Origin of the sequence: Sphingobium vermicomposti (genome assembly GCF_011762025.1) — a bacterium.
GTDB classification, from domain to species: Bacteria; Pseudomonadota; Alphaproteobacteria; order Sphingomonadales; family Sphingomonadaceae; genus Sphingobium; species Sphingobium vermicomposti.
The window spans coordinates 968,921-989,533 of record NZ_JAASQR010000001.1; the positions used below are offsets into that span (position 1 = coordinate 968,921).

The window sequence follows — 20,613 nt, forward strand, 5'->3', positions numbered from 1 at the left end:
GCTATAGGCGAGTGCGATGAAAGCCCGCCACCGTAAAAATATGCCGTCGATCTGGCTGATGACGGACGAGCGTGTTCCGTCCGATATGCTGTTGGCGAGTGCCGCGCGGCTTCCGCGAGGGCAGGGTGGCATCGTTTTCCGCCATTATCGCACCGCGCCGGATGAGCGGCGGGCGCTGTTCGACCGGGTGGCGGAGGTCGCGGGGCGGCGGCGGCTGATGTTGCTGCTGGCGGGTTCGGCGCGGGAGGCGGCGGCATGGGGCGCCGATGGCTGGCATGGTCGGGGTGAAGGCGGAAGCGCGCGGCCCTTGTTGCACAGCATGGCCGTTCACGATGCGCGTGAGTTGCGGACTGCGGAGCGCGCGGGGGCGGACCTTATCTTCCTGTCGCCGCTATTTGCCACGCGGTCGCATCCGGGGGGAAGGGTGCTGGGGCGGATGGGTTTTGCGGCGCTGGCGCATAAGGCGGGGATGCCGGTTGTTGCATTGGGCGGCGTTCGTGGGGGGCATCGCCGGATGCTGAAGGGGTTGGGCGCTTCGGGATGGGCGGCGATTGATGGGCTGACGGTGGGGCGGGGGACGGGGTGACGGTGGCTTGTCTGGGTGGATTTGAGACTGTCGGCTTTCCGGCGGGGAGAACGCTATGGCTGCCGGTCCTCTTTTGGGGCAGGCGATCGGTGGTGGGCGGAAATAGCTGCCTGTCGCTCGTCGACCATTGGCTGCCATTTACGACCGCACCGCATAATGTCACAAGCGGACATCCAAGAAGGAAATGGACCGCCTATGAGATATGGAAGAATGGCACAGGTTAGGCGCTGGGCAATCGCCGTGACAATAGCATTCAGCGCCAGCTTATGGCTGACGAGCCTGTCTGGCTGGCATTGGCAGACTAGCGGCCTTAAATGGTTCCTTGTGGCAGCAGCAGCGTTGGGCACAATCAGTTTCTGGACGGCAGTCATTCTCACATTTCGAATGCGGAAGGGCGCGTCTCGCAAATAGCATCCTTGAGCTACTCTGCCCATCTGCAAGCGACCATTTTATGCCGTTCGTGTCGTCTAGCCATCGCCTCAAACCCGCCGTTGCAAGGTAGGTTATTTTGGAAAGAGAGGCCCGTTGATTGTTAGTGCTGTGATGGTAACAAGATCAGATGTTCAGCAATCCTCATTTTGAACGCGTCCGTCAGATGTTTGCCGATCAGTTCGAACCTGACGGCGACGGCTTTCTCTATCGTAAGAGCATGAAGGGGACGCCTGTCCGCGTAAGCGGGATTGAACGCGATGAGTTCGTGAGGTCGTTCAACAGACAGTTACGCTACTCTATGTGGTCGATGCTTCCAGCCACGCTGATCATAATCAGCCTCCTTGTTTGGCTGGTGCCTGACGTCAACAGCACCGCTGGGCATGTCGCCACCTACGCAGGAATTGCCGTTATTTTAGCGCCCTTTTTGGCCACTTATTATTGGGCTTGGAACAGACCCTCACGCGAGTTGGAGCGTCGTCCAACGGAAGGAGTGGCGCGCTCGCGCGAAGAGGTCCGACGATTAATGTTTTCCAAAATGACATACGGTCAACTCGGGTTCGCGGCGTTGGCGGGGATTGCCCTTGTATGGAAGGCATCAGGCGATACGGATGTGCTCCATGGATGGGGTGTTCTCTGGCTCATGTTTGCGGCGCTACTGATTACTGCGGCAGGTATTCAAGCCATTCGGAAATGGCGCTGCGAGCGAGGTTGAGCTGTCGCCAGTGTTGAAGCGCGCCTGAATTGGCAACGACAGTCATGGCAGCTTCGAAGAAAATTTGTCCGTGAGCCGACAGCCTGCTTCCCACTCATCCCAGCGATTTGGCCGGATCAAAAGCCCGGCGAGTCACGGCGGTGCTGCCAGTCCGGTTTATGTCCGCATAAGATCCAATGTAAGAATGGCGCTGACGAGTGGGTAGCGGACATCCTTCTCCCCTCCCGCAGGCGGGAGGGGCCGGGGGTGGGCCAGCGCAACATTGGCGATGTTCTTCAAAGGCCAGGCTTGAAGCTCGCTTCGCTCGCGCCCACCCCTAACCCCTCCTGTCTACGGGAGGGGAATGCCTCGGAGTGGGCGTTAGCTGATATCCGGCGAGCGCTGAGTTTTCCTGATAGCGTTCGACCTGGCCTCACGCGATCCCAGCCTTCGCTGGAATGACGAAGAGTGGCATTAGCTATCGGTGGAAAGCGCTATGGCCGAACGATCAATGGTCACGACCCATATGCAATATTGCAAAAGCCGAGCGTCAGCTTTCAAAATCAGAACTTGAACACGGTGCCCAGATAGACGGCCTGGTTATCCTGACGATCATCGGTCATGGGGGTCAGGCGACCGATCACGCTGTTGTTGTAGCGCAGCCCAGCCGTGACGTTCAGGTTGCGCGTCAGCGAATAGGAGCTGGCCAGATCCAGCGAATAATCCTTTTCCGCGCCCGGATTGCGAACGGCTTCGCCCGGTTCGCGGCGGTTTTCGATCATAACCTTGGTGCTGAAACGGGTCTTATGTTCTTGATCCAGCGAGAAATTCTTCGCACCGGCAACCTGGTCCAGCGAGACGGGGTCCAGTTCCTTGCGGCCCATGGTTTCGGGCAAGGCGAATTTACGCCAGTTATGCGCGGTGTTGAGGCTGAATGCCACGGGCGCGATGTTGACCGGATCAAGCGTGCGGTTGACCGAGACGCGATCGTCATCGCCCGCGCGCACCATCACGGTGATGGACCGCTGGCCGCTGAGCGAGCCGCTGGTCGGGGTGAAGCGGAAGCTTTGCCGACCGGCCGAAGCGGCGATTTTGGCGTAAGCCGCAGCGAGTCGCTGATCCTTCGTCGTGGGCGTGAAGGAAGAAATGCTGCCCAGCGCACCGAGCGAGACGGGAATGTCGGCGCGCATGCGCACAAGGTCGGTCGCGGCGCCCATGGCAGGGGACAGCATGAAGCCGGCCACGGCGATTGCCGAGCCTGCCAATGCAATATATCCCCTATTTACACGCATGACGCGAATCTCTTCCCCACCGACCTTTCCCGATGTTCTACACCTGAAACGTCACAAGGGGTAGTGCGGGGAGCCTTTTTGTCCAATCTGTTGCAAGGAACACACAGGGGTTCGGCGCGCCACCCTTGCCTGGAACAGGAGGGGGCAGCGGCCCCCCTTGCCCATTGCCGCCGGTCCTCTATAGAAGCTGGGCGTTTTTCCTTAGATATGGGACATAACTGATGGTCCGCCGCCTTCCCGCTTCTCTGTCCGCCGGTCTGCTGCTGGCCGCGCTTTTGCCGCTCGCCGCTTGTGGTGGTGGATCGAAGGAACGGCCCAAGGCCGACCTTGCTGCGTCCAAGATCACGACGATCGGGGTCAACAGCTATTTGTGGCGCGCGACGCTCGACACGATTTCGTTCATGCCGCTGGTGCAGACGGATTCGAACGGCGGGGTGATCGTCACTGATTGGTACGCCAATCCCAACAGCCCCAATGAGCGGATGAAGTTGACCGTGTCGATCCTGGACCAGGATTTGCGCGCCGATGCGCTGCGCGTTGCCGCCAGCCGTCAGGTCAGTCAGGGCGGGCAGTGGGTCGATGCGCCGGTGCAGGCCGCGACCGTGCAGAAGCTGGAAGAGATCATCCTGACCAAGGCGCGCGACCTGCGTCGGATGGCGATTGCTGGATAAGCCCTTCCTTTCATACAATTTATTGAACAACCGGGGGCTGGGCTTGGAAGAGCTCAGCCCGCACGCATTTTGAGGACGTGAACAGATGCAAAGGCGCTTCAACCCGCTTGAGGCCGATGCCCGCTGGCAGGCCGTATGGGACGGGAAGCAGACGTTCAAGGCGTCCGACACCAGCGACAAGCCGCGATCCTATGTGCTGGAGATGTTTCCCTATCCGTCCGGGCGCATCCACATCGGTCATGTGCGCAACTATTCGATGGGCGACGTGCTGGCGCGGTTCCGCCGGATGACCGGGCATGAAGTGCTGCACCCGATGGGCTGGGACGCCTTTGGCATGCCCGCCGAGAATGCGGCGATGGAAAAGAAGGTGCATCCGGGCGACTGGACGCGGTCCAACATCGCGACGATGCGGGCGCAGCTGAAAAAGCTGGGGTTCGCGCTGGATTGGAGCCGCGAACTGGCGACGTGCGAGCCGGATTATTATGGGCAGGAACAGGCGCTGTTTCTGGACATGATGGAAGCTGGGCTGGTTTACCGCAAGGAAAGCGCGGTGAACTGGGACCCGGTCGATATGACCGTGCTGGCCAATGAGCAGGTGATCGATGGCAAGGGCTGGCGATCTGGCGCGCCGGTTGAGAAGCGCAAGCTGTCGCAGTGGTTTTTGAAGATCACGCAGTTCGCCGACGATCTGCTGAGCGGCCTGAAGGGGCTCGACCAATGGCCTGAGAAGGTGCGGTTGATGCAGGAGAATTGGATCGGCAAGTCGGTCGGTTTGCAGTTCCGGTTTGCACTGGACGTGCCGGTGGACGGCATCAGCGATCTGGAGGTCTTTTCGACCCGGCCCGACACGATTTTCGGTGCGAGCTTTGCGGCGATTGCGGCGGATCATCCGCTGGCATTGGCGTTGGAGGCCAGGGATGCGGCGCTGGCCGCCTTTGCCGAGGAATGCCGTCATAGCGGCACCGCCGCTGCGGAGATCGAGACGCAGGAGAAGAAGGGATATGACACTGGGCTGTCGGTGATCCATCCCTTTACCGGGCGGAAACTGCCGCTGTTCGTAGCGAACTTCGTGCTGATGGATTATGGCACCGGGGCGGTGATGGCGGTGCCGGGGCATGACCAGCGCGACCTCGACTTTGCGCGCAAATATATGTTGCCGGTGGAGCGCGTGGTCGCTGCCGATGGGGATGAGGCCAAGGGCATTGGCGACGAGGCCTATGCCGGGCCGGGCCGCCTGGTGAACTCCGATTTCCTAAACGGCATGAGCATTGACGAGGCGAAGGCGGAAGTGATCCGCCGCGCCGAGGAGGGCGGCTGGGGCACCGGCACGACCGTGTTCCGCCTGCGCGACTGGGGCGTGTCGCGCCAGCGCTATTGGGGGACGCCGATCCCTGTCATCCATTGCGAGGCTTGCGGGGTCGTGGGCGTGCCCAAGGATCAGCTGCCCGTGGTGCTGCCGGAGGATGTCAGCTTCGACATTCCGGGCAATCCGCTGGACCGCCATCCGACATGGAAGCATGTCGATTGCCCCAAATGCGGCAAGGCGGCGCGGCGCGAGACCGATACGCTGGATACTTTTGCGGACTCCAGCTGGTATTTCATCCGCTTCGCCAGCCAGCCCAAGGACAAGCCGTTCGATCGTGAGACGGTCGAGAAGTGGCTGCCCGTGGGGCAATATATTGGCGGCGTGGAACATGCGATCCTGCATCTGCTTTACGCGCGCTTCTGGACTCGCGCGCTGGAGCATATGGGGCAGATCGGCTTCACCGAGCCGTTCACCGGCCTGTTCACGCAGGGCATGGTGACGCATGAGACCTATAAATCGCCGCAGGGCGGCTGGCTCGCGCCGCAGGATGTGGCGCGGCAGGGCGACAAGCTGGTCATGGTCGAAGGTGGCGCGCCGGTGACGGTGGGCCGCGTCGAGAAGATGTCCAAGTCCAAGAAGAATGTCGTCGATCCCGATGATATCATCGCCCAATATGGCGCGGATGCGGTGCGTTGGTTCATGCTGTCCGACAGCCCGCCGGAGCGCGACCTGCCCTGGACCGAGAGCGGGATCGAGGGCAGCTGGCGCTTCATCAATCGTCTGTGGAGGCTGTTCGGGGAAGCGGACAAGGCGGCTGAGGGTGAGGACAAGGGGCTGGACCGCAAGCTGCACCAGACCATCGACGGCATCGCCAGGGATATCGAGGCGCTGTCCTTCAACAAGGCGGTGGCGAAGATCTATGAACTGGCCAACGCGGTCGAGAAGGCCAAGCCATCGGCGAGCCGCAGCGCGGCGATCCGGGCGCTGGCGCTGCTGGTCGCGCCGATGACGCCGCATCTGGCCGAGGAAGCGTGGGCTGACATGGGGGAACAGGGGCTGATCGCCGATGCCGCCTGGCCTGCGGTCGATCCAGCGCTGCTGGTGGAGGATGAGGTGACCATCGCCTGCCAGGTCATGGGCAAGCTGCGCGATACCATCACGGTGCCCAAGGGCACGAGCAAGGACGAGCTGGAAAAACTGGCTCTGGCCGCGCCCAACGTGGTTCGCATCCTGGACGGAGCCACGCCCAAGAAAGTGATCGTGGTGCCCGATCGTCTGGTGAATCTGGTGGTGTGACGCGAGGGCGAGGCCGCGCACTCACGGAGTGAAGCGGCTTCGCTGACGCTTAGCCTTGCCCTTCGACAAGCTCAGGGCGAACGGATATAGGATTGCTTATGAAGCCGATTTTGCCGTTGCTCCTCTTCGCCAGCCTGTCCCTTTCCGCATGCGGCCTTCGCCCTGTCTATAGCGGCGGTAGCCATGGCGCGGTCGCGCAGGCGCTGGGCAATGTCGAGGTGCAGCCGATTGAAGGAAAGGGCGGCTGGCTGGTCCGCAATGCGCTGAACGATCGGCTGGCGGCGATGAGCGGCAATGGCCCCGCCTATCGGTTGGTGGTGAAGCTGGACGACCAGATCAGCGGCTTTGGATTGCGCGCCGATACGGCGATCACGCGGGAACGGCGGACGCTGCGCGCGCGATATCAGCTGGTCGATGCCGCCACGGGCGCGCAGCTTATCGATGACACGGCGGGATCGGACGCTGGCATTGATGTGACATCCAGCGAATATGCGACGATTGCGGCGGAAGATACGGCGCTTGAGCGCCTGTCGCAGACTATTGCCGATCAGATCGTGGCCCGGCTCGCTTTATATGCCGCGCGGGACACGCAGCGTTGAAGGCCAGTCGCGGCCAAATTGAAAAGGCGCTGGACGCCCCACCTGCCGACATTCGCCTCTTCCTGCTCCATGGTCCCGACGAAGCGGGAAGCGTGGCGCTGGGCAAAAGGCTGGAACGGGCGATGGGCGCGCAGGCGGAGCGGGTCGACCTGGATGGATCAGCCCTTCGTGACGATCCGGCACGGCTGGCGGACGAAGCTGCGTCCTTTTCCATGTTCGGGGATCGCCGCTGGGTCCGCATAAATGGCATGGGCGACGAGTGCCTGCCCGCCGTCACGGCGCTGTTGCAGGCCCCAGCGGCGGGCAACCCGGTAATCGCCGTCGCGGGTGCGATCAAATCCACGTCGAAACTGCTCAAGCTGGCGCTCGACAGCCCGATGGCGATGGTGTTCGCGTCCTACCAGCCCGATGCGCGCGAGGCGGAGCAGATCGCGGCGGCGATTGCGCGGGAAGGGGGGCTGCGGCTGGGGGCTGACCTGGCCAAGCGCATTGTCGACCTGGCCAATGGCAATCGCGCGCTGATGGCGGGCGAGATCGAAAAGCTGGTCCTGTATCTCGACGCGTCGCCCGATAGCCCGCGTGAAGCGACGGCAGAGGCGCTGGATGCCTTGTCCGCCGACAATCCCGATTCCGATGCGGCGCCTCTGGTCAACGCCGTGCTGGGGGGCGATTTGGGCGCGATGCATCGCGAACTGGGCCGCCTGGTCGAAACCGGGACTGCGATGGCGGCGGTGCTGCGGCCATTGATCACCCGTGCGATGCTGATCGCCAACATACGCATGTCCTTTGACGAGAGTGGACGGTTGGAAGCGGCGGTGGACGGCGCTGGAAAGCAGGTTTTCTGGAAGGACAAGGCGGTGGTCACCCGGCAGGTCCGCATCTGGGACGCCCAGGGGATTGCCCGCGTCATCCAGCGGCTGGCGCAGGCGGAGCGGTCGAGCCGGTCAGGCAGGGGGCTGGGCGACCTGTTGGTCCGGCATGAATTGCTGGCAATCGCACGGCAGGCGGCGCGGGAACGGTAGCGCGCGGATGTCCATGTTAAGCGCTTGATCAGGCGTGGCCCCGCCGCCATATTGCCGATATGGATAAGCTCAACCTGACCGATGCCGAATGGCGCGAGCGCCTTTCACCTGAACAATATCATGTCCTGCGGGAAGCAGGCACGGAACGGGCCTTTACCGGCAAATATAACAGCAACAAGGCGGACGGCGTCTATTATTGCGGCGGATGCGGAGCGGAGCTGTTCGACGCCGATGAGAAATATGACAGCGGGTCCGGCTGGCCCAGCTTCACCGCGCCGATGGACATCGACGCCGTGGAAGAAATTCGGGACAACAGCCAGGGCATGATGCGCACCGAAGTGCGCTGCGCAAAGTGCGAAGGGCATTTGGGCCATGTCTTTCCCGACGGGCCGGGCGTCAACGGCCTGCGCTATTGCATGAACAGTGCGTCGCTGGACTTCAAGCCGCGCGGCGAGGTTGAATAATCGTTCATCCCCGGTAAAGCGTCAGTCTTCCCTACAACCAGGGCTTTTTGTGCGACCGCGTGATGATCGCTGGTCGCATTCCGACTGAGCAGGTATTCGGCGAGACATATGGCACGATCAGGCAAGAGCAAGGGGACGCCGGGCAAGGCGAGGCTGTGGCTGATGCGCGCCTTGAAGGCTGGAATTGTCGCGGCGGTGGCCGGGATCTTTGCCATCATTGTCGCCGTCGTCATCGCCTATCAATCCCTGCCCAGCTATGAATCGCTGAAATCGTCGCCCAATGGCCAGATGATCCGCGTCCATGCAGCGGACGGCAGCGTCATCGTTTCGCTGGGGCCAAGCTTTGGCCGCTGGTTGTCCTATGACCAGATTCCTGCGGTGATGGTCGACGCCATGGTGTCGACCGAGGACCGGCGTTTCTATCACCACCCCGGCGTCGATCCGATCGGCATGGGCCGCGCGGCCTGGGTGGCGCTGGAAAACCGGGGCAAGGGACGACGTTGGCAGGGCGCGTCCACCATCACCCAGCAGGTGACGCGCAACATCTTCCTGAACAACAGCTACAGTTGGGGTCGCAAGGTCAGGGAAGTCATCCTGGCATTGGCGCTGGAACGCAAATTTTCGAAGCGCCAGATCCTGGAACTCTACCTGAACAAGGTTTATTTCGGCGGTGGAGCCTATGGCATCGATGCGGCCAGCCGGAAATTCTTCGGTCATCCCGCAGCGGCGCTGAGCCTGCCGGAGGCAGCCATCATTGCGGGCCTGGTCAAGGCACCGTCCAGCTATTCGCCGACCGCCGACGCGGAGGCCGCCATTGGCCGCGCGGGCGTCGTGCTGGACCTGATGCAGGATAATGGCGTGATCAGCCCGGCAGAACGGGCGGCCATCGACCTGAACGACGTCAAGATGGCACCCGAACCGCCGCAGAACAGCGTCCGTTACTTCACCGACTGGGCGTTGCCCCAGCTGGACATATTGGTGGATGAGCCCAATGAGCCGCTGGAGGTCTATACGACCATCGACCTTGGCATGCAGAAGGCGGCAACCGCCGCGATTCAGGCCAACGCGCCCGCCGGGGCGCAAGGCGCGCTGGTGTCGGTGGACCGCGATGGGGCCGTACGCGCGATGGTGGGCGGGCTAGACTATGTGTCGTCCAACTATAATCGCGCGACCACCGCGACGCGCCAGCCCGGTTCGGCGTGGAAGATATTCGTCTACATGGCCGCGCTGGAATCGGGCTACACGCCAGATACCGGCGTGACCGACAGTCCGGTCACCATCAATGGATGGAGCCCGCGCAACAGCAGCGGGCGCTATTCGGGTGAGATCGATATCCGCACCGCCTTTGCCTATTCTATCAACACGGTGGCGGCGAAGCTGGGGGTCGAGGTGGGCTTTCCTACCGTCGCGGACATGGCCCGGCGTTTTGGCGTCACCACGCCGATCAATACCCATCCTTCCATGGTGCTGGGTACGTCCGATGTGCGCCTGATCGACATGACGCGCGCCTTTGCGTCGATCGCGCGCAAGGGCGTGGCCGTGACCCCCTATGGGATTACCAAGGTGACGACCGCCGATGGCCGGTTGCTGTATCAGCATCAGGACGACACCAGCCGCGTGCTGGTCGCGCCCTGGGTAGCGGCGGGGATGACCGACCTGATGCAAACGGCGGTCAGCACCGGCACCGGCAAGGCGGCGCAGATCGGCCGACCCGTGGCGGGCAAGACCGGCACCACCAGCAGCAACAAGGATGGATGGTTCCTGGGCTTTTCCAGCGGCATCACCACCGGCGTGTGGATGGGGCGCGACGATGCGCGCGCTGTCGGGGTGCTGCAGGGTGGCCGTGCGCCCGCTCGCGCTTTCGCCGATTTCATGAAGGTTGCCGTGGCGCGCCGCCCGGTGGAACAGTTTGAAACGCAGGTGACATTGCCCGAATGGCAGTTGGAGCCGGATGAGGAAGCCTATTATGGCCAGCCCGACAACGGCCTGATGGTCGATGAAAATGGCTTGCCGCTGGACGCCGGTCAGCAGCCGCCGCCGTTGGAAGAAACCGAGCCGAGCGAGGAGGATGAGGGGATGTCGCAGGCGCGGCCTGTTCGTCCGGCTCCGCCGCGCCTGGACCAGCAGTGGATCGATCAGGTGCTGGGCCGCGACCGGCAGCGCCCGCCGCCGCAACAGCAACCCCGTTAACGCGGGATCGCGTCGTCGCCTTTCGCGGCCAATTGCTGGCGGTCGAGGGCGCTGCCGTCGGGCAGCAGGAAATCGACCTTTCCCCGACCGAAATCGATCGCGATCCGGTCAAAGGTCTGAAGCGCGTCCATGCCCAAAAGCAGGGCGGGGCGGTCCTGCAGGCCGAGTTCCGCGAATGGCGGCGCGTCGGCGAACATGACCAGCAGGTCCTTCATCACGATGGGACCCATGCGGATCTGCCGCACCCGGCCCAGCAGCCCGTCCAGCATTTCGCCAGTGACGCTGAGGAGCGAAACAGGGGCGAGGCCCGGCGCGCGCTTTTTACGGATCAGCTTGTCCATCAATGCCAGATTGCCGACGCTAAGGCGCGTGCCGGTGTCCAATATGATGTTCACCTTTGTACCGTTGGCATCCGAATGGAGCAGGATGAGCTGGCCCTTGCGGCGGCGTGCTTCGACAATGATTGCGTCGGGGTCGCGCCATGCACGGCGGCTATTGCCGATTTCCATCCGGCTAGTGCGGAAATTGATGAGCAGTCGCCGACTATGCAGGCTGTCGAGGCCAAGCAGGCCGGGCGCGCCCAGATGGTCGGCCTCCAGCACGGGGGCTTCGATGTTGTCGACGATGACATTGCCATATTGCAGGCGCGGGACCGCGACCGTGCGCGTCTGCGCCTTGCCCGCCATGCCGATGATGGTGACCGATTGGCGCGCTGGCAGGGCGAGCCGTTCCGCCAGATCCCTGGATATCACAGTGCGCTGCGATCCGGTATCGACGATGAAGTTCCACGGCCCTTTCCCGTCGATATGGATGGGAATCGTCATGCGATCATCGGACGGAAATGTGCGGACTATGGCGGGGATATCATCCGGGGGCGACGGGCCTTCATCCTGGGCCATTGCGGGCAGGGCGAAGGTCAGCAAGGTCAACGCCGCGATGGAACGCAGCCGTTCCATGACTTACCTCTCCGCCTGATATGCGGCATCCTATCATGGTGGCGGTGCCCCGGTCTATCGCCGCAGCCCCAGCACCATTTGCCGCGAACCATGCTCTCCATGCTGTTTTCGATGGTCGATGGTCGGCCAGCCGCCTTGACTTTTCGTGAAGCTGGCCGTTAAACGCGGAAAATCTTTCCCCGCCGTCCGGCGTGGGCGTCCCGGCATTTGCAGCCGGGCATCTCTCCCTTGCCTGCCCATATCAGCTCCTCTTTCCATCGGACTCAAGTCGAATGCACCTCAAGGACCTCAAGAAGAAATCGCCCGCCGACCTTGTCACCATGGCGGAGGAGCTGGGCGTCGAAGGCGCATCGACCCTGCGCAAGCAAGATCTGATGTTCGCGATCCTCAAGGCCGAGGCGGAAAATGGCGAGCAGATCATGGGTGAGGGCACGATTGAGGTGCTGACCGATGGCTTCGGTTTCCTGCGGTCGCCGGAAGCCAATTTCCTGGCCGGGCCTGACGACATCTATGTGTCGCCCAACCAGGTCCGCAAATTCGGGCTGCGCACCGGTGACACGGTCGAAGGCGAAATCCGCGCGCCCAAGGATGGCGAGCGGTATTTTGCCCTCACCAGGCTGATGTCGGTCAATTTCGATGATCCCGACGTCGTGCGCCATCGCGTCAATTTCGACAATCTGACGCCGCTCTATCCGACCGAAAAGCTGGTGCTCGATACGCTGGACCCGACCGTCAAGGACAAGTCGGCGCGCGTCATCGATATCGTATCGCCGCAGGGCAAGGGCCAGCGCGCGCTGATCGTCGCGCCGCCGCGCACCGGCAAGACCGTGCTGCTGCAGAATATCGCCAAGGCGATTACCGACAACCATCCCGAAGTCTTCCTGATCGTGCTGCTGATCGACGAGCGGCCGGAAGAAGTCACCGACATGCAGCGCAGCGTGAAGGGGGAGGTTGTGTCCTCGACCTTCGACGAACCCGCGTCGCGCCACGTCCAGGTCGCCGAAATGGTGCTGGAAAAGGCCAAGCGCCTTGTCGAACACAAGAAGGACGTGGTGATCCTGCTCGATTCGATCACGCGTCTGGGCCGCGCCTACAATACGGTCGTGCCAAGTTCCGGCAAGGTGCTGACCGGCGGCGTGGATGCGAACGCGCTCCAGCGGCCCAAGCGCTTCTTTGGCGCTGCGCGCAACATCGAGGAAGGCGGATCGCTGTCGATCATCGCCACCGCGCTGATCGATACCGGCAGCCGCATGGACGAAGTTATCTTCGAAGAGTTCAAGGGCACGGGTAACTCCGAAATCGTGCTGGACCGCAAGGTGGCGGACAAGCGCATCTTCCCGGCGCTGGACGTCGGCAAATCGGGCACCCGCAAGGAAGAGCTGCTGGTCGACAAGGCCAAGCTCAGCAAGATGTGGGTGTTGCGCCGCATCCTGATGCAGATGGGCACGATCGACGCCATGGAATTCCTGCTCGACAAGATGAAGGATTCCAAGACGAACGAAGATTTCTTCGATTCGATGAACCAGTAATCACAGGCGTTATGACGCGGCGGCGCGGGCGCATAACTGCCTTGCTCGCCGCCAGTATCGCGCAAGATTTTCGATTGACCGATTTCGATTAAGGGGACGTCAGGCCGCCATGTTCGACCTTTTCGCCACTGCCGCCGCCGCCGCTCAGGGATTGGGCTCTCCAGCCGATATCTGGGGCCATATCGTCAATGATTTCAGTAATATAGGATCGCCTGAGGCGCTCGCGGCCTTTGGCCAGGTGCTGATGATCGACATATTGCTGGCGGGCGACAATGCCATCGTCGTGGGCGCGCTGGCCGCCGGGTTGCCGCCGCAACAGCGCCAGCGGGTCATCATGATCGGCATCATCGCCGCGCTGGTGTTGCGGATCGGTTTTGCACTGGTTGTGACGCAGCTGATGCAGATTGTCGGCCTGATCCTGGCGGGCGGGCTGTTGCTGCTGTGGGTCAGCTGGAAGATGTGGCGCGAATTACACCCCAAGCGGGGTGGCGATACGCCTGATGATACGAGCGACGACGATATTTCGGGCCTGCGCCCGGCCAAGAGCTTTGCCGCTGCTGCGTGGGCGGTGGCGGTCGCCGACGTGTCGATGAGCCTGGACAATGTGCTGGCCGTGGCAGGCGCTGCGCGAGATCATCCCGGTATTCTGATCATCGGTCTGGTTTTGTCCGTCGCGCTGATGGGCGTCGCCGCGAATATCATTGCCAAATATATCGAGCGTTTCCGCTGGATCGCTTATGTCGGCCTGGTCGTGATCGTCTATGTTGCCGGCAAGATGATCTATGACGGCATCGTGGACCATCAGGTCGGGGTTCTGAAGCTGTTCGTCTGAAGCGGCCCGATCCCGCGCCCGGTGCGCGGGATCGAGGCGGACGTGTTTATCGGATCATGCGGGCCACTGCCCGCCTCACAGGTTCTGAGCGAAGAAATCCGCGGTTCGCCGATCGGCCAACTGCGCTGCGGCTTCCTGACGACGTTCACCTGTTTCGGCAGCGAAGCCGTGATCCAGCCCTTCATAGTCATGAAGCGTGACATGCCGGTTCCCCTGTAGTCCCTCGTGCATTTTTTGCTGCGCTTCTGGCGGAACGAAGCCATCGGCGGTGGGGATGTGAAGGAGAACCGGCTTCCCGATCGCGCGCTGTTCATCCAGAAGATTGTCGATGCCGACGCCATAATAGCCGACGAAGGCATCACCGTCTGTCCGGCACGCGGCCATGAAGGCTAACCGTCCACCCAGGCAATAGCCGACGACGCCGACCTTCCCCCCGTCGCCCAGTTCAGCGCGGGCCGCCTTGATCGTTGCTTCAATGTCGCGGATGGCACTGTCCTGATTGAGCCGCTGCATATGGCCCAGGGCCGCCTGAAAATCTTCGGGCTGGTCGGCATCCAATTCTACATGCGCCTTGTCGCGCCAGAACAGGTCGGGGGCGAGGGCCAGATATCCTTGTTCCGCCCAGGTGTCGCATTTCCGCCGAATGCCGTCATTGACGCCGAAAATCTCCTGAATGACGATGATGGCCGCCTTGGGCGTGCTAGCCGGGCGCGCGACATAGACGTCGAACCGGGCATCGCCTTCAAGGGTCGCGACGGGCGTATATAGTGTCATGGCAGGATCCTTTCCGCTGTTCTCAGCTTTGTCATGCAGGAATAATCGCCTTTGCCCAACGCGCCAACTGCTCGATAGCGCAAAAAATTTGCCATCATGGGCTATGTTGCGGCATGAGGCGGGAAAGCCCATGGCAAGGAATTGGCAAGATGAAGGTTAGCCTGGACGTCGATTGCACCCCCGCCGAAGCCCGGGCGTTCCTGGGCTTGCCAGATGTGACGCCTATTCACGACAAATATGTGAAGACCGTTCTGGACAGCATCGATGGCGTGACCAACATCGAACAGATGGAAACGATGATGAAGGGCTTTGCCCCGATGGGCGACGTCGGCATGAAGCTGTTCAAGCAGATGATGGACATCGGTCTGGCGGGCATGAGTTCCAAGGGCGGCGATAAGTCCTAACCAGGTGCATGACACGATTTTTGCCCTGTCGAGCGGCGCGCCGCCGGCGGGGATCGGCATTATCCGCATTAGCGGTCCCGACGCCGGTGAAGCGTTGAAAGCATTGACGGGGCGGGCTTTGCCAGCCCCCCGCCAAGCGCGCCTTGCACAATTGGTGGACCCGCGTAGCGGCGACGTGCTGGATCGTGCCGTGACCCTGTGGTTTCCCGGCCCGTCAACGGTTACGGGTGAGGATCTGGCCGAGCTTCACTGTCACGGTGGACGGGCGGTCATTGCTGCGGTGCAGGACGCGCTGGCATCGAGGTCCGGGCTGCGACTGGCCGCGCCGGGTGAATTTACGCGGCGGGCATTTCTGAACGGTCGCATCGACCTCAACGCCGTGGAGGGGCTTTCCGACCTGCTGGCGGCGGAAACACAGCAGCAGCGTCGTGCGGCGTTGCTGATGGCGGAGGGGCATTTTTCCCGGCGGGTCAAAGGCTGGCGGTCGGCATTGCTGGACATATCGGCGATGGCGGAGGCTGCGCTCGACTTTTCCGATGAGGACGATGTTCCCGATGCCGGGATTGAAACGCGCATCCATCGCCAGTTGGAGGATCTGGCCGCAGAGGTGGAGACTCTATTGGAGGCTCCATCGGCAGAGCGGCTGCGCGATGGTGTCCGCGTGGTACTCGCCGGGCCGCCCAATGTGGGCAAGTCGACATTGCTCAACGCGCTGGTCGGGCGAGACGCTGCAATCGTTTCCGACATTGCAGGGACGACCCGCGACCGGATCGAAGTCCCTGCGGCGCTGGGTGGAGTCGCTTTTCTGTTCACGGACACGGCGGGTCTGAGGGATCAGTCGGACGACCCGGTGGAAATGATCGGCATCGACCGTGCTCGCCTGGCCCTTGCAGCTGCAGACATCATATTGTGGCTGGGCGAGCCCACAGAACTGCCGCGAGACGACGCTATCCTGATTGCCGCCCAGACCGACAGGCTGCCGACGCGAACCGGGCTGCCAATCTCTGCAGTGACCGGAGCGGGGATGGACCAGCTGGTGGATATGTTGCTCGACCGGGCGAGATGCCTTTTGCCGGGACCGGGAGACTATGCCCTGCACCAAAGGCAGCGGGATGGGGCTTCGAAACTGCTGGGCCATCTTAAAGCTGCGCATGGTGCCAGAGATTTGCTCATTACAGCAGAAGAGCTTCGGCAGGCCCGAAACGCCATCGATCAGTTGACCGGGCAGGCCGGAACCGAAGATATGCTCGACCGACTATTTGCGGGTTTTTGCATCGGGAAATAGTGCCACTGTTTCACGTGGAACAGTTTTGACCCGCGCCCCCAACATCTGATAAAGGCGCGTCCATGCAGGCAAGCTATGACGTGATTGTGGTGGGCGGTGGCCATGCGGGCTGCGAAGCCGCGGTAGCCGCCGCGCGGAAAGGCGCGCGCGTGGCGTTGTTGACCTTTTCGCGGTCAACTGTGGGATCAATGTCCTGCAATCCGGCGATTGGCGGCCTTGGCAAAGGACATCTCGTTCGAGAGGTGGATGCGCTGGACGGCCTGATCGCCCGCGCAGCGGATGCGGCGGCGATTCACTATCGCATGTTGAACAGCAGCAAGGGCGCGGCTGTGCAGGGGCCGCGCGTTCAGGCTGACCGAGTGCGCTATCGCGCGGCAATTCATACGCTGCTCGCGGCCTATCCTACCCTGGACATTGTTGAAGGTGAGGCTTCCGACATCCTTCTGAAGCAGGGGCAGGTGAGCGGACTGATCCTGGCCGATGGCAGCAGCCTAATGACAGCCGCGATTGTTCTTGCCACTGGCACCTTCCTGGGCGGGAAGCTGTTTCGGGGTGAGGATGTGGATGTCGGTGGACGCACAGGCGAACGGGCGGCCACGCGGCTGGGTATTCAGTTGAGGGCGATGGGCCTGCCGATTGGCCGGCTTAAAACCGGGACGCCGCCACGACTGGATGGGCGAACGATAGACTGGGGACGGTTGGAAGAGCAGCCCTCTGACGAGGGGGGGTGGACCATGTCCTCTCTGACCTCTGCCCGGATTTTGCCGCAGCTCAGTTGCGCGGTCACGCGGACCAACGAGCGGACCCATGCGATCATCCGTGAAGGTCTGGGGCGATCGCCCTTATTCAGTGGCGCGATTGAGGGGCGGGGGCCGCGATATTGTCCCTCGATTGAGGACAAGGTCGTTCGCTTTGGCGACCGGGATGGCCATCAGATTTTTCTCGAGCCAGAAGGCCTTGGCGATCATCTCGTCTATCCCAATGGGATCAGCACGTCGCTGCCGGTTGATGTCCAGACGGCGCTGGTCCAGTCCATGCCGGGGCTGGAGAAGGCCGAGATTGTCGTTCCGGGCTATGCGGTCGAATATGATCATATCGATCCGCGCGCGCTGGATGCCACGCTGGAAGTGCGCGCGGTGCCGGGATTGTTTTGCGCCGGTCAGATCAATGGCACGACCGGATATGAAGAAGCGGCGGCGCAGGGACTGGTCGCGGGCGTGAACGCGGCGGCGCGTGCTGCCGATGCGCCGCCGATGATGCTGGATCGTGCCAGCAGCTATATTGGCGTGATGATCGACGATCTGGTCCTGCAGGGTGTGACTGAGCCGTATCGGATGCTGACAGCGCGGGCGGAGTATCGGCTTCGTCTGCGGGCGGATAATGCGGGTGCCCGGCTTGAGGCGACCGGCCGTGAGCATGGGATAATCGGTGACGAACGCGACACCTATTATGATTCGCGTCGGGTGCAGCGGCTTAAAGCGGAGGCTCAACTTGCGCGTATATTGAGCGCGACGGAAATGGTGCGAGCGGGAGCCGCGGTTCGGCAGGATGGCGCCCGACGGTCGCTGTTTGACTGGGCCCGCTTTCCTGAGGTGTCGCGGTCCTTGCTCTTTGAACTCGCGCCGGTCCTGAAGGAGATTGACGGCGACTTGCGGAATGAGCTGTTGGAGGATGCGCACTACGCGCCCTATCTCGAACGGCAGGAAGCTGAGATCGCCGATCTGCGACGCAACGAGCGGATCGGTATACCGGCGGACTTTGATTATGGCGCTATCGGGGGGCTATCGACGGAGATGATCGAGCGGCTCGATGCGGCGCGGCCAGATACTTTGGCCGCGGCGAGCCGCATAAGGGGCGTTACGCCTGCTGCGCTCGCGGCGGTTCTGGTCCATGTGCGGCGGCGCGCCGCGTGAGTGAAGAGGAAGCTCGCGCCTGGCTGAGCGACCATTTTTCTGTTTCACGTGGAACATGGGATCTGCTGGAGCGATATGTCGCGGCGCTGCTGGCGGAAATGGCGAACCAGAATTTGATCGCTGAATCAACACGCGCGCACGTGTGGGCGAGACATATTGTCGATTCTGCGCAGCTGCTTCCATTGACCGGGTCTGCCGGGCAGGGGCCTTGGGTGGACCTGGGGTCGGGCGCAGGACTGCCGGGGATTGTGGTCGCGATCCTGTCCGAGCGGCCCATGCTGATGATTGAAAGTCGGCGTAAGCGTGTTGAATTTCTTGATGCCGTCATTGCTGACCTGAATCTGAGCCACGCTCGCGTGTATGGCGGACGGGTGGAGGTGGCGCCCGCTACCCATGCGGCGGTCATCAGTGCGCGCGCCTATGCGCCGCTTCCCAAGCTGCTGAGCTCTGCGATGCACTTTTCCACAGATGAAACGATATGGGTCCTGCCAAAAGGGCGAAATGCCGAAAATGAACTGGAGGCGGCGCGCGCATCATGGCAGGGTGTGTTTCACGTGGAACGCAGCGTCACTGACGCAGATAGCGCCATCATCGTGGGGCACGCCGTCAAACCCAAGGTCAGGAAAGGTCGAGGATGATTTGTATCGCCATCGCCAATCAGAAGGGGGGGGTGGGCAAAACCACGACCGCGATCAATCTGGCTACCGGTCTGGCTGCCACCGGCTTGCGTGTCCTGCTCGTTGATCTTGACCCGCAGGGGAATGCGTCGACAGGGCTGGGCGTCAACCAGTCCGATCGCGCGCGGTCGAGCTATGACCTTCTGGTCGGCAATTGCGCGCTGGATGACGCCGTTCTGGCAACGCGCGTCCCCAAGCTGGACATCGTACCCGCGACCCAAGACCTGTCGGGTGCGGAGATCGAGCTGATCGAATATGAGCAGCGCACCCATCGCCTGGAACGGGTGTTGAGTGAAGCACAGCCGGGGCGTTGGGACATTTGCCTGATCGATTGTCCGCCTTCGCTGGGGTTGTTGACGATCAACGCGATGGTCGCGGCACAGTATCTGCTGGTGCCGCTGCAATGCGAGTTTTTTGCGCTGGAGGGGCTGTCCCAACTATTGCAGACGGTTGAGCGGATCAGGGGCAGATTCAACCCGAACCTGTCCATCATGGGGGTTGCGCTGACGATGTACGACCGTCGCAATCGCCTGACCGATCAGGTGGCGGATGATGTTCGCGCTTGTCTGGGCGATTTGGTTTTCAACACGGTGATCCCGCGCAATGTGCGCCTTTCCGAAGCGCCCAGCCATGGCGTCCCTGCACTGATCTACGATTTTCGCTGTTCGGGATCGGAGGCTTATATGCGGCTGGCCCGTGAACTGATATCGCGATTGCCCAAACAGGAGGCGGCGGCTTGAGCAACGAAGGCGACGATAAGCTGAAAGTGGGAAAGCGCCCGCACGGACTTGGGCGTGGCCTGTCGGCGCTGTTGGGAGATGTTGCGAGGGAAACGCCCGTTGCCCCTGCGGCCCCGGCTGCCGCGTCCAGCAAGGCCATTCAGAATATCGAGGTCGCGCTGGTTCAGCCGCATCCCGAACAGCCGCGCCGTCACTTTGATGAAGGCGCGCTGGCGGAACTGGCGGACAGCATCAGCAAGCGGGGCGTCATCCAGCCGATTATCGTGCGTCCCCATGGCGGCGGTTTTCAGATTGTTGCGGGTGAGCGGCGGTGGCGTGCTGCGCAACGCGCGCAACTGCATCGCATCCCCGCGATTGTGCGCGACTTCGATGAAGCCGAAACGCTGGAAATAGCGCTCGTCGAAAATATCCAGCGCGAGGACCTTAATCCGATTGAAGAGGCGGAAGCCTATCGCAAGCTGATCGCTGACTTTCATCATAGCCAGGAAGCGTTGGGGCGATTGGTGGGGAAATCCCGCAGCCACATTGCCAATCTGATGCGTTTATTGGACTTGCCCGCTTCGGTCCAGCAACAGGTCGTAGAGCAGAAGCTGTCGATGGGACACGCCCGTGCACTCATCGGCGCGCCCGATTGCGAGAGCCTGGCCCACACGGTTGCGACCAAGGGTCTGTCGGTCCGTGATACCGAACAACTGGTGCGGCGGGCCAAGAATGGCGACGGCGCATCCCCGCGCGCGCAGGTTCGCCCTGCAACGGACAAGGACCCCGATATCGCCGCGCTGGAGCAGCATTTGGCTGACATTCTGGGCGTACGGATCGACATCACCCATGCAGGCGGCGGGGCGGGGACTTTGTCGTTGCGCTATTCCACATTGGACCAGCTGGACATGCTGTGCCAGAGGCTGTCGGGCGAACGGATTTAGGGCGGAATCGCCCGTTTAGCGCAGCTTTTAT

The 20,613-nt window shown here is 62.1% G+C and carries 19 protein-coding genes; 16 read left to right on the top strand and 3 right to left on the bottom strand.

The features are described 5' to 3' along the window. Positions 1 to 16 precede the first annotated feature (16 nt). Both FHS54_RS04655 and FHS54_RS04660 read left to right on the top strand, forming a co-directional pair. Positions 17 to 586, top strand: coding sequence for a thiamine phosphate synthase (locus FHS54_RS04655; protein ID WP_167302586.1), 570 nt, complete (start codon positions 17 to 19; stop codon positions 584 to 586). A gap of 559 nt (positions 587 to 1,145) precedes the next feature. After that, entirely contained in the window at positions 1,146 to 1,730 is a 585-nt protein-coding gene (locus FHS54_RS04660; RefSeq protein WP_167302587.1) for a hypothetical protein, read from the top strand. Positions 1,731 to 2,272: 542 nt separating this feature from the next. Here the strand turns inward: FHS54_RS04660 and FHS54_RS04665 are convergent. Then, the gene (locus FHS54_RS04665; RefSeq protein ID WP_167302588.1) at positions 2,273 to 3,001 is read right to left on the bottom strand and encodes a hypothetical protein; all 729 of its coding nucleotides are present in this window, start codon (positions 2,999 to 3,001) and stop codon (positions 2,273 to 2,275) included. A gap of 221 nt (positions 3,002 to 3,222) precedes the next feature. Here FHS54_RS04665 and FHS54_RS04670 point away from each other — a divergent pair, with 221 nt between their 5' ends. From FHS54_RS04670 to FHS54_RS04695, 6 genes are all read left to right on the top strand, one after another. Beyond that, the gene (locus tag FHS54_RS04670; RefSeq protein WP_167302589.1) at positions 3,223 to 3,672 is read left to right on the top strand and encodes a DUF3576 domain-containing protein; all 450 of its coding nucleotides are present in this window, start codon (positions 3,223 to 3,225) and stop codon (positions 3,670 to 3,672) included. 85 nt (positions 3,673 to 3,757) lie between these two features. After that, a complete protein-coding gene (gene leuS / locus FHS54_RS04675; RefSeq protein ID WP_167302590.1) occupies positions 3,758 to 6,274 on the top strand; it encodes a leucine--tRNA ligase in 2,517 nt (838 codons plus the stop codon). Positions 6,275 to 6,372: 98 nt separating this feature from the next. After that, positions 6,373 to 6,873 (top strand): LPS assembly lipoprotein LptE, encoded by a 501-nt coding sequence (gene lptE / locus FHS54_RS04680; protein WP_167302591.1) that lies wholly within the window; start codon positions 6,373 to 6,375, stop codon positions 6,871 to 6,873. After that, entirely contained in the window at positions 6,870 to 7,895 is a 1,026-nt protein-coding gene (holA, locus tag FHS54_RS04685; RefSeq protein WP_167302592.1) for a DNA polymerase III subunit delta, read from the top strand. Before lptE ends, holA begins: the two co-directional genes overlap by 4 nt. 59 nt (positions 7,896 to 7,954) lie before the next feature. After that, a complete protein-coding gene (gene msrB / locus FHS54_RS04690; RefSeq protein ID WP_167302593.1) occupies positions 7,955 to 8,359 on the top strand; it encodes a peptide-methionine (R)-S-oxide reductase MsrB in 405 nt (134 codons plus the stop codon). A 108-nt stretch (positions 8,360 to 8,467) separates the two neighbouring features. After that, the gene (locus tag FHS54_RS04695; RefSeq protein WP_167302594.1) at positions 8,468 to 10,549 is read left to right on the top strand and encodes a transglycosylase domain-containing protein; all 2,082 of its coding nucleotides are present in this window, start codon (positions 8,468 to 8,470) and stop codon (positions 10,547 to 10,549) included. Here the strand turns inward: FHS54_RS04695 and FHS54_RS04700 are convergent. Continuing rightward, a complete protein-coding gene (locus tag FHS54_RS04700; RefSeq protein WP_167302595.1) occupies positions 10,546 to 11,505 on the bottom strand; it encodes a retroviral-like aspartic protease family protein in 960 nt (319 codons plus the stop codon). The two genes, FHS54_RS04695 and FHS54_RS04700, sit on opposite strands and share 4 nt — an antisense overlap. Before the next feature lie 272 nt (positions 11,506 to 11,777). On the opposite strand from FHS54_RS04700, the gene rho reads away from it, so the two are divergent. After that, positions 11,778 to 13,034: a transcription termination factor Rho gene (rho, locus tag FHS54_RS04705; RefSeq protein WP_167302596.1), complete on the top strand. Its 1,257-nt coding sequence runs from the start codon at positions 11,778 to 11,780 to the stop codon at positions 13,032 to 13,034. 109 nt (positions 13,035 to 13,143) lie between these two features. Next, positions 13,144 to 13,866: a YjbE family putative metal transport protein gene (locus FHS54_RS04710; protein ID WP_167302597.1), complete on the top strand. Its 723-nt coding sequence runs from the start codon at positions 13,144 to 13,146 to the stop codon at positions 13,864 to 13,866. A 75-nt stretch (positions 13,867 to 13,941) separates the two neighbouring features. Here the strand turns inward: FHS54_RS04710 and FHS54_RS04715 are convergent, their stop codons facing one another. After that, positions 13,942 to 14,640, bottom strand: a complete 699-nt coding sequence (locus tag FHS54_RS04715) for a dienelactone hydrolase family protein (RefSeq protein ID WP_167302598.1) — start codon at positions 14,638 to 14,640, stop codon at positions 13,942 to 13,944. A gap of 149 nt (positions 14,641 to 14,789) precedes the next feature. Between FHS54_RS04715 and FHS54_RS04720 the strand changes: the two genes are divergently transcribed. The 6 genes from FHS54_RS04720 (at position 14,790) to FHS54_RS04745 (ending at position 20,582) form a co-directional block, all read left to right on the top strand. Continuing rightward, the gene (locus FHS54_RS04720) at positions 14,790 to 15,044 is read left to right on the top strand and encodes a DUF6489 family protein (protein WP_167302599.1); all 255 of its coding nucleotides are present in this window, start codon (positions 14,790 to 14,792) and stop codon (positions 15,042 to 15,044) included. 4 nt (positions 15,045 to 15,048) lie between these two features. After that, positions 15,049 to 16,329, top strand: coding sequence for a tRNA uridine-5-carboxymethylaminomethyl(34) synthesis GTPase MnmE (gene mnmE / locus FHS54_RS04725; RefSeq protein ID WP_167302600.1), 1,281 nt, complete (start codon positions 15,049 to 15,051; stop codon positions 16,327 to 16,329). A 62-nt stretch (positions 16,330 to 16,391) separates the two neighbouring features. Further along, positions 16,392 to 18,242 carry a tRNA uridine-5-carboxymethylaminomethyl(34) synthesis enzyme MnmG gene (gene mnmG / locus FHS54_RS04730; protein WP_167302601.1) on the top strand — a complete coding sequence of 617 codons (1,851 nt, stop codon included), beginning with the start codon at positions 16,392 to 16,394 and terminating at the stop codon, positions 18,240 to 18,242. Continuing rightward, a complete protein-coding gene (gene rsmG / locus FHS54_RS04735; protein WP_167302602.1) occupies positions 18,239 to 18,880 on the top strand; it encodes a 16S rRNA (guanine(527)-N(7))-methyltransferase RsmG in 642 nt (213 codons plus the stop codon). The genes mnmG and rsmG overlap by 4 nt, the downstream gene beginning before the upstream one ends. After that, entirely contained in the window at positions 18,877 to 19,659 is a 783-nt protein-coding gene (locus FHS54_RS04740; protein ID WP_167302603.1) for a ParA family protein, read from the top strand. Before rsmG ends, FHS54_RS04740 begins: the two co-directional genes overlap by 4 nt. Beyond that, on the top strand, positions 19,656 to 20,582 hold the full coding sequence (locus FHS54_RS04745; protein WP_167302604.1) for a ParB/RepB/Spo0J family partition protein: 927 nt from the start codon (positions 19,656 to 19,658) through the stop codon (positions 20,580 to 20,582). Before FHS54_RS04740 ends, FHS54_RS04745 begins: the two co-directional genes overlap by 4 nt. The last annotated feature ends 31 nt before the right edge of the window (positions 20,583 to 20,613 follow it).